This is a genomic window from Aliiroseovarius marinus (genome assembly GCF_004360145.1).
Taxonomy (GTDB): domain Bacteria; phylum Pseudomonadota; class Alphaproteobacteria; order Rhodobacterales; family Rhodobacteraceae; genus Aliiroseovarius; species Aliiroseovarius marinus.
The window spans coordinates 44,678-61,704 of sequence record NZ_ML178719.1; the positions used below are offsets into that span (position 1 = coordinate 44,678).

The 17,027-nt window shown below is 61.8% G+C and carries 16 protein-coding genes; 13 read left to right on the forward strand and 3 right to left on the reverse strand.

Going from position 1 to position 17,027, the window contains the following annotated elements:
• Nucleotides 1-23 precede the first annotated feature (23 nt).
• From EOL43_RS09700 to EOL43_RS09730, 7 genes are all read left to right on the forward strand, one after another.
• The gene (locus EOL43_RS09700) at nucleotides 24-878 is read left to right on the forward strand and encodes a ferredoxin--NADP reductase (protein WP_133488034.1); all 855 of its coding nucleotides are present in this window, start codon (nucleotides 24-26) and stop codon (nucleotides 876-878) included.
• A 107-nt stretch (nucleotides 879-985) separates the two neighbouring features.
• Nucleotides 986-1,552, forward strand: a complete 567-nt coding sequence (locus tag EOL43_RS09705) for an ImuA family protein (RefSeq protein ID WP_133488000.1) — start codon at nucleotides 986-988, stop codon at nucleotides 1,550-1,552.
• Nucleotides 1,494-2,987, forward strand: a complete 1,494-nt coding sequence (locus EOL43_RS09710; protein ID WP_133488002.1) for a Y-family DNA polymerase — start codon at nucleotides 1,494-1,496, stop codon at nucleotides 2,985-2,987. Before EOL43_RS09705 ends, EOL43_RS09710 begins: the two co-directional genes overlap by 59 nt.
• Nucleotides 2,984-6,337, forward strand: coding sequence for an error-prone DNA polymerase (locus tag EOL43_RS09715; protein ID WP_133488004.1), 3,354 nt, complete (start codon nucleotides 2,984-2,986; stop codon nucleotides 6,335-6,337). Before EOL43_RS09710 ends, EOL43_RS09715 begins: the two co-directional genes overlap by 4 nt.
• A 198-nt stretch (nucleotides 6,338-6,535) precedes the next feature.
• Nucleotides 6,536-7,054, forward strand: coding sequence for a sigma-70 family RNA polymerase sigma factor (locus tag EOL43_RS09720; RefSeq protein ID WP_205669542.1), 519 nt, complete (start codon nucleotides 6,536-6,538; stop codon nucleotides 7,052-7,054).
• Nucleotides 7,051-7,686, forward strand: a complete 636-nt coding sequence (locus tag EOL43_RS09725; protein WP_133488008.1) for a ChrR family anti-sigma-E factor — start codon at nucleotides 7,051-7,053, stop codon at nucleotides 7,684-7,686. The genes EOL43_RS09720 and EOL43_RS09725 overlap by 4 nt, the downstream gene beginning before the upstream one ends.
• A 185-nt stretch (nucleotides 7,687-7,871) precedes the next feature.
• Nucleotides 7,872-8,387, forward strand: coding sequence for a fasciclin domain-containing protein (locus EOL43_RS09730; RefSeq protein ID WP_133488010.1), 516 nt, complete (start codon nucleotides 7,872-7,874; stop codon nucleotides 8,385-8,387).
• Between the two features lie 53 nt (nucleotides 8,388-8,440).
• On the opposite strand, the gene EOL43_RS09735 is transcribed toward EOL43_RS09730, so the two are convergent.
• On the reverse strand, nucleotides 8,441-9,166 hold the full coding sequence (locus EOL43_RS09735; RefSeq protein WP_133488012.1) for an SDR family NAD(P)-dependent oxidoreductase: 726 nt from the start codon (nucleotides 9,164-9,166) through the stop codon (nucleotides 8,441-8,443).
• A complete protein-coding gene (locus EOL43_RS09740) occupies nucleotides 9,163-9,927 on the reverse strand; it encodes a DUF1365 domain-containing protein (RefSeq protein ID WP_133488014.1) in 765 nt (254 codons plus the stop codon). The genes EOL43_RS09735 and EOL43_RS09740 overlap by 4 nt, the downstream gene beginning before the upstream one ends.
• Before the next feature lie 124 nt (nucleotides 9,928-10,051).
• Between EOL43_RS09740 and EOL43_RS09745 the strand changes: the two genes are divergently transcribed.
• From EOL43_RS09745 to EOL43_RS09770, 6 genes are read left to right on the forward strand one after another with little or no spacing between them, the layout of a single operon-like run.
• The gene (locus tag EOL43_RS09745; protein WP_133488016.1) at nucleotides 10,052-11,395 is read left to right on the forward strand and encodes an NAD(P)/FAD-dependent oxidoreductase; all 1,344 of its coding nucleotides are present in this window, start codon (nucleotides 10,052-10,054) and stop codon (nucleotides 11,393-11,395) included.
• Nucleotides 11,334-12,491: an SAM-dependent methyltransferase gene (locus tag EOL43_RS09750; RefSeq protein WP_133488018.1), complete on the forward strand. Its 1,158-nt coding sequence runs from the start codon at nucleotides 11,334-11,336 to the stop codon at nucleotides 12,489-12,491. The genes EOL43_RS09745 and EOL43_RS09750 overlap by 62 nt, the downstream gene beginning before the upstream one ends.
• Nucleotides 12,484-12,978: a chalcone isomerase family protein gene (locus tag EOL43_RS09755; protein ID WP_240686517.1), complete on the forward strand. Its 495-nt coding sequence runs from the start codon at nucleotides 12,484-12,486 to the stop codon at nucleotides 12,976-12,978. Before EOL43_RS09750 ends, EOL43_RS09755 begins: the two co-directional genes overlap by 8 nt.
• A complete protein-coding gene (locus EOL43_RS09760) occupies nucleotides 12,978-14,204 on the forward strand; it encodes an MFS transporter (protein WP_133488022.1) in 1,227 nt (408 codons plus the stop codon). The genes EOL43_RS09755 and EOL43_RS09760 overlap by 1 nt, the downstream gene beginning before the upstream one ends.
• Nucleotides 14,201-14,755: a DUF3833 domain-containing protein gene (locus EOL43_RS09765; RefSeq protein ID WP_133488024.1), complete on the forward strand. Its 555-nt coding sequence runs from the start codon at nucleotides 14,201-14,203 to the stop codon at nucleotides 14,753-14,755. The genes EOL43_RS09760 and EOL43_RS09765 overlap by 4 nt, the downstream gene beginning before the upstream one ends.
• Before the next feature lie 27 nt (nucleotides 14,756-14,782).
• Nucleotides 14,783-15,325, forward strand: a complete 543-nt coding sequence (locus EOL43_RS09770) for a DUF3833 domain-containing protein (RefSeq protein WP_133488026.1) — start codon at nucleotides 14,783-14,785, stop codon at nucleotides 15,323-15,325.
• A gap of 7 nt (nucleotides 15,326-15,332) precedes the next feature.
• On the opposite strand, the gene EOL43_RS09775 is transcribed toward EOL43_RS09770, so the two are convergent.
• Nucleotides 15,333-17,027 (reverse strand): non-ribosomal peptide synthetase (locus tag EOL43_RS09775; protein ID WP_205669543.1); only part of this gene is annotated, 1,695 nt, incomplete at its 5' end.

The following is a 17,027-nucleotide window of genomic DNA, read 5'->3' on the forward strand; positions in this document are numbered from 1 at the left end:
GCACCGTGCCTCGCTTTACGCTGATGAATGAAGTGACGCCCGTTATGGATGCTGAAACCAAAGTAAAACCGGTCCCGACCCTGCCCGACGCGCAGACGGTGACCGAAGTTGAACATTACACCGACCGCCTGTTCCGCTTCCGCTGCACGCGCCCTGCCAGCCTGCGTTTCCGCTCGGGCGAGTTCGTGATGATCGGCCTGATGGGCGACCCGGACCCGAAGACCGGCAAACAGAAGCCGCTTCTGCGCGCCTATTCGATTGCCTCGCCCAGCTGGGATGAAGAGCTTGAATTCTATTCGATCAAAGTGCCGGATGGGCCGCTGACTTCGAAGCTGCAGCACCTTGAAGTGGGGGACGAGATCATCCTGCGCCCCAAACCTGTTGGCACGCTGGTGCATGACGCCCTGCTGCCCGGCAAGCGCATCTGGTTCTTCGCCACTGGCACTGGCTTTGCGCCCTTCGCCTCGCTGCTGCGTGAACCGCAGACCTACGAGGATTACGACGAGGTCATCATCACCCACACCTGCCGCGAAGTGGGCGAGCTGACTTATGGTGCGAACCTGATCGAAAGCCTGAAACACGACGAGCTCTTGAACGAAGTGATCGGCGAAGGCTTCTGGAAGAAGATCAAGTACTACCCGACCACCACCCGTGAAGAGAGCCCGAAAATGGGCCGTATCACCGACTTGATGCGCTCGGGCGAGGCATTTGCGGATCTGGGCGTTGAGCCTTTGAACCCCGACACCGACCGCGCGATGATCTGCGGCAACCTGGCCTTTAACCTAGAACTGAAAGAGATGTTCGAGGAATACGGGCTTGAGGAAGGCGCGAACTCGAAACCCGCGCAATATGTGGTCGAGAAGGCATTCTTGGACTGATCCACGCCGTCCACCGCTGACAGATTTACCGCCCGCTGCGCCTCCGTGTAGCGGGCGGTTTTGTTCCGTATATGTTCCTTTTGGTGACGCGATGCTAATCTGGTCTCATGCAGATTCTCGACCGGCCTCACTTCCCCCCTGCCAAGACCCGCACACACGAGGTCTATGGCCCCGGCGCGCAGGTCTTTGCCTTTGTGCTGGCCGCACGTCTGGGCGGGCCGTGCCTTTGGGTGCGCGGCGGATGGGATGCGGCGCAGATCAATCCCAACGGCTTTGCTCCTTTCATCGACCCGGCAGACTTTGCCCTGTGCAACACCAAGGACCAGATGCAATCCTTGGCCGTCGCAGAGGAAGCGTTGCGCGACGGGGCCGTGCCGCTGGTTGTCATGGCCCTGCACAAGCCCCTTGGCCTGACCGAGGGTCGCCGCCTGCAACTGGCCGCCCGCGATGGGAAATCCACGGGTTTGGCGTTGATTTCCGAAGGCATGGGCAGCAACGCGGCTGAAACGCGCTGGCACTGCGCGCCCGTTTTTGACCCGGAATATGGCGGCGAGGACTCGACTCTGCATCGGTGGGAGCTTAAAAAGAACAAATCAGGAACATTGGGTGTTTGGTATGTTCGATGGGATCGGGCGTCGCGTCGTGTCGTTGTGGTTCCCCCGGCTGGCAAGTGACCGGGTTCTACGCCGCTGCCCGCTGGATGGCCCCTTTGCCCTGACCCAGAAAATCAGCAACACGGATCGGCTCTATTGCCTGAACACGCAGGCGCTGAGACAGGGGCTGCACGCGGGCATGCCCTTCTCTGACGCGCGCGCCTTTTGCCCGGATCTGCAAACCGCCCCGGTGGACCTACCGCAGGACGACCGCTTCCTGCATCTTCTGCGCCGCTGGGCCACGCGCTATTGCCCGTGGGTTGGGCTTGAGGGGCGGGATGGGCTGGTCTTGGACGTGACCGGCGCCACCCACCTGTTTGGCGGCGAAGACCGGATGTTGACCGATATGCGCATGCGCCTGATGCGCGCGGGGCTATCCGTGCAGATCGGGATGGCCGACACCCGCGGCGCAGCGTGGGCCTTGGCGCATTTCGGCGAGGGTGTGGCCCCCGCAGGCGATCCTCTGCCCGTGCTTCAGACACTGCCTGTGGCGGCGCTGCGGCTGGGGGACAAGACCACCACCGCGCTGGAACGGCTGGGCCTGCGCAAGATCGGCGATCTGGCCAGCACCGCCCGCGCGCCCCTTGCGCGGCGCTTTGGGCCGGACGTGTTAATGCGGTTGGATCAGGCCTTGGGCCAGCAGCCCGAGGACGTGACCCCGCTGGCCGACCCGCCCCATTTCGGCATCCGCATGACTCTGCCCGAACCCATCGGCCTGATCGGGGATGTGATGGCCGGCGTTTCGCGTCTGCTGGATCAGCTTTGCGCCAAGCTGCAAACGCACGAGATGGGCGCGCGGGTGCTGGTCGTGACGGTGCGCCGGGTGGATCAGGACAGTCAGGATGTCGAGCTGCGACTGGCCCGCGCCTTGCATGATCCCCAGCGCATCCTGCCGCTGTTTGAGCGTGGTCTGGCCGAGGTCGATGCAGGTTTCGGCATTGACCAACTCCGCCTGCACGCCACCCAAGTCGAGCCCCTGCGCGCCCAGCAGATCACCCATGCCTCGACCACGCAAAACGGCAGCGCGGGGCAGCTTGAAGATCTGGTCACCCGGATCGGCGCGCGGATCGGGCTGGAGAACATCCAGCGTTTTCTGCCCGCCGACAGCCACATCCCCGAACGCAGCTTCCTGATTGCTCCTGTGGCGTATTCCGAGGCCACGCGCGGCGCCCCATGGGCCTGCACGCAGCCCCGTCCCCTGACGCTCTTCCAACCCGAAGCGATTGCCGCCCACGGCCCACAGCCCCCGAAACGCTTTCGCTGGCGGCGCATGTCGCTGACCACCGGGCGCGCCACGGGGCCCGAGCGCATCGCGCCGGAATGGTGGCTTCCCGATGACAACTGGCGCACGGGCCTGCGCGATTACTGGCGGGTCGAGACCACGCAAGGACGGCGGTTGTGGCTGTTCTACACACCGCAAAATCCCGGCTGGTTCGTACAGGGGGAATTCGCATGACCCCACCGCCACCCCATCTGCGCAGCCTGCAGACGCAGGGAAATTCCTATGCCGAGCTTTGCGTCACCACGAACTTCACCTTCCTAACGGGCGCCTCGCATCCTGAAGAGCTGATTGTCCGCGCCGCCGAGCTTGGCCTCTCTGCCATCGCCATCACCGACCACAACTCGCTGGCCGGGGTGGTGCGCGCGTGGTCGGCCCTCAAGCAGCTTCGGCAAGAGGCAGAGGCGGCGGTGAATATCCAGTCGCAACAGCGGGTGGATGCGTCATCGCGGCAGCCCGTGGGGCAAGAGACGCCAATTGCCAAACCCGACACCGTCCAACTGCCCAAGCTCATCGCCGGATGCCGTCTGGTGTTGCAGGACAGCACGGTGGACTGGGTCGCCCTGCCCCGCGACCGCGCCGCCTATCAGCGCCTGACACGTCTGCTGACCTTGGGCAAGCGCCGGGCCGAGAAAGGCCAGTGTATCCTTTACACCAAGGACCTGCTGGAGGCGTGCAAGGGCATGATCCTGATCGCCCTGCCGCAAAAGGGGTTCAGGCAGGCCGTGTCCGAGATCCAGCAGATGCGCCGCCGCTTTCCCGATCACGTCTTTCTGGGGGCGCCCCCCCGCTATGACGGCAGCGATCAGGCCTATCTGACGGCTTGCTCTGACTTGGCGCACCGGGCCTCGGCCCCGATGGTGGCGGTGGGGGATGTGCTGATGCATCACGCCAGCCGTCGGCAGTTGGCGGATGTGCTGACCTGCATGCGCGAGCATATCACCATCGACCAAATTGGCACCCGCGCGCTGCCCAATGCCGAACGGCGCATCAAGCCTGCACCCGACATGATCCGCCTGTTTCGCAACCACCCCGGCGCGATCCGCCGCACGTTGGAAATCGCGGACCGGTGCAGCTTTGATCTGGGCGAGCTGTCCTATGAATACCCCCATGAAGAAGACGCGACCGAGCCCCCCTTTGCCCGGCTGGAACGGCTGGCGCATGAGGGGTTGGCACGGCGCTATCCTAATGGCGCGCCGGACCGCGCGCGCACGCTGATGGCCAAGGAACTTGCGGTGGTGAAAGAGCTGGATTTCCCCGCCTATTTCCTGACCGTCCATGACATTGTGCAGTTCGCCAAATCGCAGGGCATCCTGTGTCAGGGGCGTGGATCGGCGGCGAACTCGATCCTCTGCTATCTTCTGGGCATCACCGATGTCAGCCCCGACATGATCTCGATGGTGTTTGAACGGTTCATCTCGAAATATCGGGGCGAGCCGCCGGATATCGATGTGGATTTTGAACATGAGCGTCGCGAAGAGGTGATCCAGTGGATTTACCAAAAATACGGCCGCCATCACGCGGGGCTGTGTGCCACGGTCATCCACTTCCGCAGCCGCGCCGCCATCCGAGAAGTCGGCAAAGTCATGGGCCTATCGCAAGACGTGACCGCCAGCCTATCCGGCCAAATCTGGGGGATGAGCAATGGCGGCGTCGATCTGGAGCGCATCCGCGAGCTGGGACTGGACCCCGACGATCGCCGCCTGATGCAGACCATCCACCTGATCCGTGAGGTCATCGGCTTCCCCCGCCACCTGTCCCAGCATGTGGGCGGGTTCGTCATCACACGCGGGCGGCTGGACGAGTTGGCCCCGATCGAAAACGCCGCGATGGAGGACCGCACCGTCATCTGCTGGGACAAGGATGACATCGACGCGTTGGGCATTCTGAAAGTGGACATTCTGGGGCTGGGGATGCTCAGTTGCCTGCGCAAAAGCTTTGCGCTGCTCAGCGAATTCGAGGGGCAGGATCTGAGCATTGCCAGCGTCCCGCAGGAAGACCCCACCACCTATGACATGCTGTGTGCCGCCGATGCCGTCGGGGTGTTTCAGGTCGAAAGCCGCGCTCAGATGAACTTCCTGCCCCGGATGAAGCCGCAGACCTTCTATGATCTGGTGATCGAGGTCGCCATCGTCCGCCCCGGCCCCATTCAGGGCGGCATGGTGCAGCCCTATATCAAGCGGCGTCAGGGGCTGGAAAAGCCCGAACCCTTTGGCCCAGAATTGGAACAAGTCACCGCCCGCACCCTTGGCGTGCCGCTGTTTCAGGAGCAAGCCATGCAGATCGCTGTGGTCGGCGCGGGCTTCACTGCGGAAGAAGCCGACCACCTGCGCCGCTCGCTCGCCTCGTTCCGGCGAATGGGCACCATCGGGCAATACCGCGACAAGTTCGTCACCGGCATGCTAAAAAACGGATACAGCGCCGAGGTCGCCGACCGCTGTTTTGGCCAGATCGAGGGCTTTGCCGATTACGGCTTCCCGGAAAGCCACGCAGCGGCCTTTGCCATGCTGGCTTACGTCTCGGCCTGGATGAAATGCCACCACCCGGCGGTCTTTGCCTGCGCGCTTTTGAACTCGCAACCCATGGGGTTCTACGCCCCCGCCCAGATCGTGCGGGATGCGCGCGAACATGGGGTCGAAACGCGGCCCATCTGCGTGAACCATTCAGACTGGGACAACCGGTTGGAACGCCGCCCGGACGGCACGCTGGCGCTGCGCTTGGGCTTTCGCCAGATCAAGGGATTTCGCGAGGAAGACGCTGGCTGGATTGTGGCGGCGCGCGGCAATGGCTATCCGGATCCGCAAGCGCTGTGGCTGCGCGCGGGCCTGATCCCCGCCGCATTGGAACGTCTGGCCGAGGCCGACGCCTTCGCGGACATGGGCCTGACCCGGCGCGATGCGCTGTGGCAGGTCAAGGCAATCCAAAGCCCCAAGCCTCTGCCGCTTTTCAACGACCCAATTGACGGCGAAAGCATCAACGAGCCACAGGTCACTCTGCCCGCCATGCATCTGGGCGAGGAAGTCGTCGAAGATTATGTCGCCACCCGCCTGACCCTGCGCGCCCACCCGATGGAGCTTTTGCGCCCCAAGATCCCCGGCCTGACCCGCCATGACACCCTGCAAGAGGTGCCGCTGGGCCGCCACTCGGTCTGCGGCCTTGTCATCACCCGCCAGCGCCCCGGCACGGCCTCGGGCGTGATTTTCCTGACGCTGGAGGACGAAACCGGCGTCTGCAATGTGGTGGTCTGGCCCAAGGTCTATGAACGCCACCGCCGCATCGTCATGGGCGCGCGGCTATTGCAGGTCACGGGCTATCTGCAACGCGAAGGCATCGTTGTGCACCTGATCGCGCAGGAAATCACCGACCTGTCCTATAAGCTCTACGAGTTGGGCCACCCGATGCCCGAAGCCCTAACGACCGAGGGCGCGCGCACCGACGACACGCCGAAACAGTCCCGCTATCCCTCGCGTGCCATGCATCCGCGCGATCAGGCCAAACGCCTGTTCCCCAGCCGGGATTTTCACTAGGCCCGCCGGGCCTCATCGCCAAACAAAGCACACTCGGCACAAAAAAGAGATCCAAATAGAGTGCGCGCGCGTAAGCGTGTTATGGTACAGGAAATCATAGAACTCACGACATCAAGCGCGCCGGCGACTGGCGCGCGTTTTAACGAGGCAAAATCTGTGCCGCCAGAATGTATCGGTTATTCCGACCAAACCCATTGGATGATCGCCATCCGCGACAATCAGGACCGCGAGGCATTTGCAAAGCTGTTTGATTACTTCGCACCGCGCCTGAAGGGTTTCATCATGAAATCCGGGACAAACGCGGCCCAAGCCGAAGAGATCGTACAGGATGTGATGCTGACGGTCTGGCGCAAGGCCGCGCAGTTTGATCCGCATCGGGCGCAGGTCTCGGCGTGGATCTATCAGATTACGCGGAACCGCCAGATCGACATCACGCGCAAGGAAAGCCGGCCCGTCCCCGAGGAGCTGAAGGAAGATCCGGGAAGCGAGGCGGATGCCAGTCAAGTTGTCGGGCTTGAACAAGAGGCAGGACTGCTGCGACAGGCCCTCGCCAATCTCAAGCCGGAGCAGCGCGAGATCATCGAAAAGGCCTATCTGGGCGAGCTGACGCATCAAGAAATCAGCGCCCAAACTGGCCTGCCACTGGGAACCATAAAATCACGAATACGACTTGGAATGGAACGACTGAGACACGAGCTGAAGGACTTAAAACAATGAGCGCCGTGACCCATCATATCCCCGACGCGATGCTGGCCGCCTATGCCGCCGGTACGCTGCCCCATGCTTTCGCCGTGGTCGTCGCCAGCCATGTTTCGCTTTGCGACCACTGCCGCGTGGCCCTTGCTGCGCATCAAACCGTGGGCGGTGTGGTCCTTGAAGACAGTGACGCCGTGCCGGTGTCGTCGTCGCTGAAGGACAACCTGTTTGCCCAGTTGGACGCGCCTTTCGTCCCCGAACCCGTCTATGATCGCTCGGGCATCTATCCCGGTCCGGTGATGGAGGCCCTTCAGGGCCGCGCGCTGAAATGGAAGACGCTTGGGATGGGTGTACGTCAGGACATTCTGACCGAAGATGCGCATGGATCGGTGCGTCTGCTGTATATTCCACCCGGGCAGGCGGTACCGGATCACGGCCATAACGGGCTCGAGATGACCTTGGTGCTGCAGGGCAGCTTCAGTGATGAGACCGGGCAGTTCGGGGTCGGCGACGTTGAAATCGCGGATGAAGATCTTGAGCACACCCCGATCGCCGACGCAGGCGATCCCTGTATCTGCCTTGCCGCGACGGATGCACGACTGCGCTTCAACGCCTTCCTGCCACGTATTCTGCAGCCAATTTTCCGCATCTGACACACCAGAAAATCTGTATGAAAGAACCGCCGAAATTCGGCGGTTCTTTTTTTGTTTCAAATGCTTAAATCACAATCCTTCACGCATTCGTGAGGTCGTGATCCGGCGACACTTCCCCTGCGTAACCTCCATACGAACCACAGATACATCTCGCGCCACACGCGCATCAACATGGAGAAGTCCTTATGAAAACCGCCCTTAAATCTGCCGCCGCAGCCGCCGCAATTGCCCTGTCTGCAGGCGCCGCCACTGCCGATACGATCGTCGACATCGCCGCCGGCGACGAACGTTTCTCGACCCTCGTCGCTGCCGTTCAGGCCGCTGGTTTGGCCGAAACCCTGTCCGGCCCCGGCCCCTTCACCGTCTACGCCCCGGTCAATGATGCGTTTGCGGCCCTTCCTAAAGGCACCGTGGACAACCTGCTGAAGCCTGAAAACAAAGCTCAGCTGACCAACGTGCTGCTGTATCACGTCGATGACCGCAAGCTGACCGCGGGCATGATCCCCGCCGGATCGAACTACTTCAAACCGGTCCTGGCCAGCGAACGCCTGTGCATCACCGCAGGCTCGGACGGCGTGATGATCGCCGATGGTACGGGCGAGATGGCAAATGTGATCATTGCTGACATCATGGCCGACAATGGCGTGATCCACGTGATCGACAAGGTTCTACTGCCGGGCACCCGCCCTGCCTGCCATTAAGATCAGCGGTCATATCGCAAAGCTTCGGGCGCCTTGGGAACAAGGCGCCCATTTTATTTTCCGCGGTAGACCAGAATGTCCGGAAGATAGGCCAGAAGCCACATGAACCATGAAAACGGCGCGGGAAAATCGGTGCGAAACCGCCGCTTAGTCATGGCGCGCAGCACACGGGTTGCAGCAGCCTCGGGCTTCATCAGCATCGGCATCTTGAAGTCGTTCTTCGCAGTCAGGCGCGTCTCAATGAAACCGGGATTAACCAGACGGACCGTCACGCCCGTGTCTTTCAAATCAAAACGCATGGTCTCGGCCAGACTGACCAAGGCGGCCTTGCTGGCGCCATAGCCGATTGCGGCGGGCAAGCCGCGATAGCCCGCAAGCGATCCCACAAGGGTGACGTCGCCTGCGCCGCGCGCAACGAAGTCCGGAACGACCTCGCCCAAAACCCGCATCGCGCCGGTGAAGTTCACGTCACACATGGCCAACGCGGCGGCGCTGTCCCATTCGGTCGCGCGCATCGGGGTATAGGCGCCCGCGTTGTAGATCACGCCATCAATCGTGCCGACCTGAAGCGCGGCGGCGCGTACGGCGGTCAGATCTGTGACATCCAGCGGCAAGGCGCGTGCGTTCGGCAGACCTTCGCAAAGGCTTTCCAACCGGTCTGCATTGCGGGCCGAGAGGATCAGATGCGCGCCTTCATCGCTGAGTTGCTGGGCCAGAGCACGCCCCAACCCCTCGCTTGCGCCAACAAGCCAGAAGGTTTTGCCTGAGAAGTGGGTCATTTGTTCAGCGCTCCCCCATCAGACACAAGTTGTTCTGCGGGCGGTTGTTTCTTCAGGAACGGCGCACGTTTCAGATAGAGGATGGCCGCCTGCCAGTGGATCAGCGCAACGACCCGCGCCGCCCCAAGCGGACGGCGCACTGCGGCCCACAGCAACGATCCGCTGGTGGCCTTCTTGCGCTTTCCAGCAAGGGTCGCCAGCACGCCTTGATCTCCGTTTCGATAGTCGATCCGGATGTTCACCGCATCGTCGGTCAGGCCGAAATTGAAGTGATACTGCCCCTCGATCTTCTGGAAGGGCGAAACATGCATCAGCTTGCGCGCCGTCAGGCGATCCTTCGCGTCGATCGGCCGGAAATCCTCGTGCGCGCAGACATAGCAATGGCGCTGGCCGAAGGTGCTGTTGACCTCGGCCACAAACGCGCGCGGCGTGCCATCCACAAGCGCCACCCAGAAGCTGACCGGATTAAAATGGAACCACAGAAAGCTGGGCTGCGTCAGAAGCAGCAGCTCGGCCCCTTCGGGATCAAATCCACGCTCTTCCAGCACCTCGCGAAACCACGCGACACCGCGCCCGTCATCGCGCGGTCCGCCATGGCGGCGATCCCAGATCGACCAGAGATTCCAGCGATTGCGCGACAAAAGCCACGGGGTATCCTTTTCGGACAGATCCGTCAGAACGAAGTCCACCCCATAGGTGAACGCGTTCTTCAAAGAGCCCCTGCGAGCATGATGGGTTTTGGCTTGGATATGACTGATCATGATACTTATCCTACGCGCGCGGGCGCACGCCGGATCATATTATTTTGCAAACATTGCGTTTTTTGTGATCCAGCCCCGTACCCCGGCCGTAATCCCTGCATAACAAACGCGAAAAGGGGTTGGCATGTTCGATCAAACACAGGGACAGCGAAAGAGAATTGCAATCGTCGGGGGTGGCATTTCGGGCCTCTCCGCCGCCTACTATCTGTCCCCCTACCACGACGTCACCCTGTTTGAGGCCGCCCCTCGCCTGGGCGGGCACGCCCGCACCGTTATGGCAGGCAAGAATGGCGATCAGCCGGTCGACACGGGCTTTATCGTGTTCAACTACGCCACCTACCCGTTCCTGACCCAGCTGTTTCGCGAGCTTGATGTGCCCGTCATCAAAAGCGAGATGAGCTTTGGGGCCAGCATCGACAATGGGCGTCTGGAATACGGTCTGAACACCCTGCGCGCCATCACTGCGCAGAAAAGCAACCTCCTGCGCCCCCGATATTATCGCATGATCGCCGACATCCTGCGTTTCGGAAAACGTGCCGAGGCCGCCGCGACTGACGACGACAAAACCATCGGGGATCTGGTGGACGAGCTGGGCCTGAGCCGGACCTTTCGCGACGACTATTTGATGCCGATGTGCGGTGCGATCTGGTCCACCCCTGTGGCCGAGGTCGACGAATTCCCTGCAAAATCTCTGGTCCGCTTCTTCCGCAACCACGCGCTTCTCGCCGGTACAGGCGAGCATCAGTGGTGGACCGTCAAAGGCGGCAGCATCGAGTATGTCCGCAGGCTGGAAGCCGCTTTGATCGCGCGCGGGGTCACCTTGCGCACCGGCACCCCGGTGGAGAGCGTGACGCGCAGCGCCTTTGGCGACAGCCTTGTGGCAGAAGGCGCGCCGCCTCAGCCCTTTGACGAACTCATTCTAGCCTGCCATTCGGATCAGGCGTTGGCCATTCTGGGAAGCGACGCCCGCCCAGACGAGGTAGCAGCCCTTGGCAGCATCCGCTATCAGCCCAACAAAGCCGTCCTGCATTGCGACCCCGCCCAGATGCCCCGCCGCCGCGACTGCTGGTCCAGCTGGGCTTATCGCTCGCAGAATGGGGCCATCGGCGTCACCTATTGGATGAACCGTCTGCAGAACATTCCCGAAGACGATCCGCTGTTCGTCACCCTGAACCCGTCGACCGAGATCCCTGCCGACGCGATCTATGACGAGGTGGAATTTGCCCATCCCGTCTTTGACCGCGCCGCGTTGAAGGCGCAGCAGGACATCCGCGCCATGCAAGGCAACAACAACACCTGGTTTACCGGCGCCTGGAACCGTCACGGGTTCCACGAAGACGGCATCGCCAGCGCCATGCGCATCGTGCGCGCCCTGAACAACCGCCACACCACCAAAGGAGAGCCCCATGCGATTTGCGGACAAGAAACTGAAGTCACAATTCCTGTCGACCTGCGCGCGTCTGCATGACGGCCAACTGACCCTACGCACCCCGGAAGGCGAACGCTTTCAGTTCGGCACATCTGGCCCCGAGGCCGAGATGGTGATCCGCGACTGGTCTGCCGTGTCTGCGCTGGCCGCGCATGGTCAGGTCGGGCTGGGCGAGGCGTATGTGCAGGGCCTGTGGGATACGCCCTCGATCGAAGGGCTTGTGGCGCTCGCGATGCGCAACCGCGACCAACTGGGCGCGTTCGACAAAGCCAGCCCCTTCAATCAGGCGAAATTCCGTCTGGTCGATACGATCCTACGCGCCAATTCGCGCCGTGGATCGCGCAAGAACATCCGCTCGCATTACGATGTGGGGAACGAGTTCTACGCGCTGTGGCTGGACGAAGGGATGACCTATTCGTCGGGCATTTTCGACACGGGCGATAACGATCTTTCCCGTGCCCAGAAGAACAAGAATGACCGGGCGCTATCGCGTCTCAGCGATGGGGCGCGGACGCTGGAAATTGGCTGCGGCTGGGGCGGGTTTGCAGAGGCTGCCGCCGATGCAGGCCGAGACGTGACCGGCGTGACCATCTCGCGCAATCAACACAACTACGCCGACAGCCGCCTTGACGGTCGTGCGGATATTCAACTGCGCGACTACCGCGACATTGAAGGCCAATATGACAACATCGTCTCGATCGAGATGATCGAAGCTGTGGGGGCGCGCTATTGGCCCAGCTATTTCTCGGTTCTGAAAAATAAGCTGGCCGAAGGTGGTCGTGTACTGTTGCAGGCCATTACCGTACAGGACGCGTTCTTTGACACCTACAAGACGTCCTCGGACTACATCCGCCAATACGTCTTTCCGGGGGGCATGTTGCTGTCTGACGCGGTGATCGCGGATCAAGCGGGCCGTGCGGGCCTGAAGGTCAACGACAACCACGCCTTTGGCCAAGACTATGCCAAAACCTGCCGCATCTGGTCCGAACGTCTGGTCGCACGCAAACTCAAGATCACCGAGCTGGGCTATGGCGAGGCGTTCTTCCGCAACTGGCAATACTACCTCGAAATCTGCGCGGCATCCTTCGCCGTGGGCCACACAAATGTTGTGCAAGTGGAGCTGGCCCATGCTTAGGCCCGTGCTTCTTTGCCTGCTGATCATGGTGGGCCACGCCGTTAACGCCTCGCCGGTCAATTCGGCTCTGCCGGATGCCGAACTGCGGGGCGAGGCAACGCTGCGGTTCCTTGGCTTTCCGCTCTACAAGGCGCGGCTGTTCACTCCGTCGGGTGCGCGCCTTGACTGGAACAAGGACTTCGCGCTGGAACTGACCTATCTGCGCAACTTGACCGCTTATGACCTTGTGGAAGGCACCATGCGAGAATTCGCGCGCACCGGCGGCACCCTGCCCGTGCGCGCACAGCTGAATCAGTGTTTCTTCGATGTGCGCAAAGGCGACCGTTATACCGCAGTCTCGGATGTTCCTAACACGTTGACCTTCTGGCGGAATGACACCCGGACCTGCACCCTGTCGCATCCCCAGATCAAGGCCCGCTTTATGGGGATCTTTCTGGGCGACAACACACGCTCGCGTCGCTTCACCAGCCTACTGCGGAGCGACTGATGACCTATCCGCGTGTCAGTCTTTATGCCCTGATGCTGGCTGCTGCTGGCATACCGCTATATATCCACCTGCCCCGGTTTGCCTCGGTGAACCTTGGGCTGGGGCTTGGGGCGGTGGGGGCAATTCTGCTGGCGATCCGTCTGGTTGACCTTGTCCAAGACCCGCTGATCGGCTGGGCCATCGACCGCTGGCCGCGCGCGCAAAGCGTCTTTGCCGTGACCGCCGCGCTTGGTCTTGCGGTGGGCTTCCCCCTGCTCTTCACCCTTGCCCCAGGTCCGAGTGTTACGACCGAGCTCGTCCTGATCCTGATCCTGCTGTTTTCCGCCTACAGCCTTGGGATGATCCTGCTTTACGGCCGCAGCGCGACATTGGCAAACAGCCCAACCCCGCGCGCGCTGATGACACTGGCCGCGTACCGAGAGGTCGGCATGTTGGGCGGCGTGATCCTTGCGGCAATGGCCCCGGCGCTTCTGGCCGCGATGGGTGCCCGCGCGCAGGGCTATCCCAGCTTCGGCGTGTTTCTAGGCGTGCTGGCCGTCGCCACCGCGCTTCTGACCCTTCCGATCTGGCGCCGCACGCCCCTTCCCGGCGATCGCCTGAGCTTTCAGGGTCTTGTTCAGGCCGGTGCGCTGAAACTGCTTGCGCTGGCCTTGGTCAACAGCCTGCCCGTCGCGATCACGTCGACGCTGTTTCTGTTCTTTGTCGAGGACCGCCTGCAGCTTCCTGATCGGGCCGGACCGCTCTTGATCCTGTTCTTCCTCAGCGCCGGGGTCAGCGTGCCGCTCTGGACCCGCATCGCCCATGCCGTCGGCCCGAAACGCACACTGCTGATCGCCATGCCGCTGGCCATTCTGGGCTTTATCGGTGCGGCATTTCTTGCGCCGGGCAACCTGTTCGGGTTCGCGGTGATCTGCGTGGCCTCCGGCGCAGCCCTCGGCGCGGATATGGTGATCCTTCCCGCGATGTTTTCGGTCGTGCTGACGCGGGCGGGGCTGAAACCTTCGCTGGCCTTTGGGATCTGGTCATTTGCCGGGAAGCTCGGGCTTGCGCTGGCGGCCTTCGCGACCTTGCCGCTGCTCGAACGAAACGGCTTTACCCCCGGCGGCATCAACAGCGCAGACGCTCTTGCCGCGCTGAATATCTCGTACGCCATTATTCCCTGCATTCTGAAACTCGGCGCTCTGGCCATGGTGCTTGCGCTGCCTACAGAGGACCAAACCCCATGAAACTCCTCACAGCTTTCCTTGTCTTGGTCCTTGTGGCCATCGTCGCCCGAAACATATTCTTCAGCTTCAAGGCGCAGGCCCCTGCGGATTATGCCGACACCGGACCCGCCATATCATTGACCGAACACCTGTCCGGCGAAATCCTGTCCGAGGGCCTGATCTATGGCCCCACCGGTCGCGTCACCAACAGCTTCACCGCCCGCATGGTCGGCCAGTGGGAGGGCAAAACCGGCACCCTGACCGAGGACTTCACCTATTCCAACGGCCGCACGCAAGCGCGCAAATGGTTCCTGACCTTGGGTGACAACAACACCTTCACTGCGACCGCCGATGACATCGTCGGCACAGCACAGGGCACGGTGTCCGGGTCGACCATCAAGATGACCTATGACATCGTCCTGCCGGCCGAGGCCGGGGGCCACACGCTCAGCGTGACCGACTGGCTCTACATGACCGAAAGCGGCGTGATCCTGAACCGCTCGGAAATGCGCAAATTCGGCATCAAGGTGGCTGAACTGGTGGCCACCATGCGGCCCGATCCAACCCGTTGATCCCAAACGAAGCAGGAGGACAAGATCATGCTGACCGGAAAGAAACGCATATTCGCAGCGCTGGCTGTGGCAGCTGTGACCTTATCCGCCTGCGCAGGACGGCCGGATCTGCAAGATCCCCCGCTGTCGGATCGCGAACTTAATCTTGAGGAGTTCTTTGAAGGGGAATCCGTTGCCCGCGGTCAGTTTCAAGACCTGTTTGGGACGGTGCAACGCCGGTTCGATGTGGAAATCACAGGCGACTGGGATGGCCAGACGCTGACCTTGGTCGAAGATTTCACCTATGACGACGGCGAAACCGAACAGCGCATCTGGACGCTTGAAAAGACCGGCGAGGACACATGGCAAGGCACCGCTCCGGGGGTGATTGGCACCGCAACAGGACGCGAGAATGGCGACACCTTCAATTGGGCCTATCGCATTGATCTACCTGTCAGAAAGGGCACGATGCGTGTCGATTTCGATGACTGGATGTGGATGCTGAGCGATGACCGCGTGCTCAATCGCGCCTACGTCTCGCGATACGGTGTGCGCATTGGTGAAGCGATCATCGTGTTTGAGAAAAAGTAAGCAGGTCTTACGCCCCGCGCACCCTCAGCGCCACGTCGATCGAGCGTGCCAAATCGCCAACGGTATCTGGCTCGAAATACTCTCCGTGATCGCCGGGGATGATGTCGAAACTGGGGGCTGCGTGAAGTTTTTGCCATTCGGCGACCGGATCGTCGCGGGTGAAGAACGGATTGAAGCGATGGCTTTCGCGGCCGAACACCATGTGAAGTGGCCCCGCATAGGGCGCTAAAGGCTCTGCTTCCAGTAAGATCAGATTGGCCGGGTGGTCGCTCTGATCGTTCCACACCCGCACCATTCGTTCCGCAATGGGACCCGCGCCGCAATTCCCGCCAAACCCTGCCAGATCGGCTTGGCCTGCGTCTTTTAGGCAGCTCAGATAAAGATCCGCCAGATCATCAATATAGTCCTGCCGAAGCGACCGGTCTCCAAGCACAAAGTTCAACGAGCGAAGCGCGATCAAGGGCTGGTCGGGATCCAACCCCGCCGCCAAGGCAACGGGTTCGCGCGTATCGTTGAAGCACCAGACCAAAGGCGGGCGCGATCCAGTCAGGTTAAACCCGTACACCGGCAATCGGTCTGACAAGCGGGTTCCCGGCCAGTCCCGTGTCATCTGATTGAGACGCTGCACGATATCCTCGAACGCCACGCCATCGGGCAACGGCCGGACCTCATTGGCGTCATTGACTGGCCTGAGTTTCTTGGCTGCGGCGCGCAGCCGTCTTTGAACCCCTTTCGCAATGCGTTGCACTGTCCATCTGGGGGCAGGTTTCGGGGGCTGAGGCGTGACGGCGACGTCGCGCTTCTGTCGGATCATCGCCGCCATGCCTGCGACCGTTGCGCCCTGTTCAAAAATCACATCCGTCGCAAGCCAGATCCCTGTGACCTCCTCGATCGCCCCCAAAAGCCGCATGGCCTGCAGGGAATCCCCGCCTGCTTCGATGAAATTGGCGTTGGGGGATACGGCGTCCACGCCAAGGCATTCGGCCCAGAGCGTGGCAATGGTGCGTTCAAGCCCGGATTCCGGGGCCGGTGTCGGGTGAGTGCTTGGATCGGGATCGGTGGCCTCCGACAGCAGCCCATAATATTCGGGCGCCCCGATACGGTCCGGCTTGGTTGTCTTTCCCAGCGGAATATCCTTGGCGAAGAATAACGGGGTCGGCAGTTTGAACGCGGCCAGACGCGTGCGCAGATGCGCCTTGATGTCATCCTCGGTCACGTCCTGACCGGACTTTGGCACCACAGCTGCTGCCGCGACCTGCCCAAGTGTCCGGTGCGGCATGGCAAAACTAATACTGTCCTGCACGGCCGGGTGCGCGCGGATCGCCTCCTCGATCTCGAAGGGCGAGATCTTTTCGCCGCCCCGATTGATCAGCTCTTTCTTGCGCCCAACCAGTTCCAGCTGCCCATCCTCGTCCAGCTGGCCCATATCGCCGGTGTAGAACCACCCGTTACGAATGGATGCAGCGGTCGTTTCGGGGTCATTGTAGTATTCCGAGAACAGGTTGGTGCCACGCACCGCAATCTGACCCAGCGTGTTGGGCGGAAGGGCGGCGCCGTCGTCGTCATGAACCTCAAGCGCATAATGCAGCGACACGCCCACTTTGCCCGGAATGCGGCGCGCCGGGGGAAGCGGCGAGATGGTGATCAGCCCCGTTTCCGTCGATGTCAAGGGCGGCGCAAAAGTGGGCCAGTAGGGCGGCGT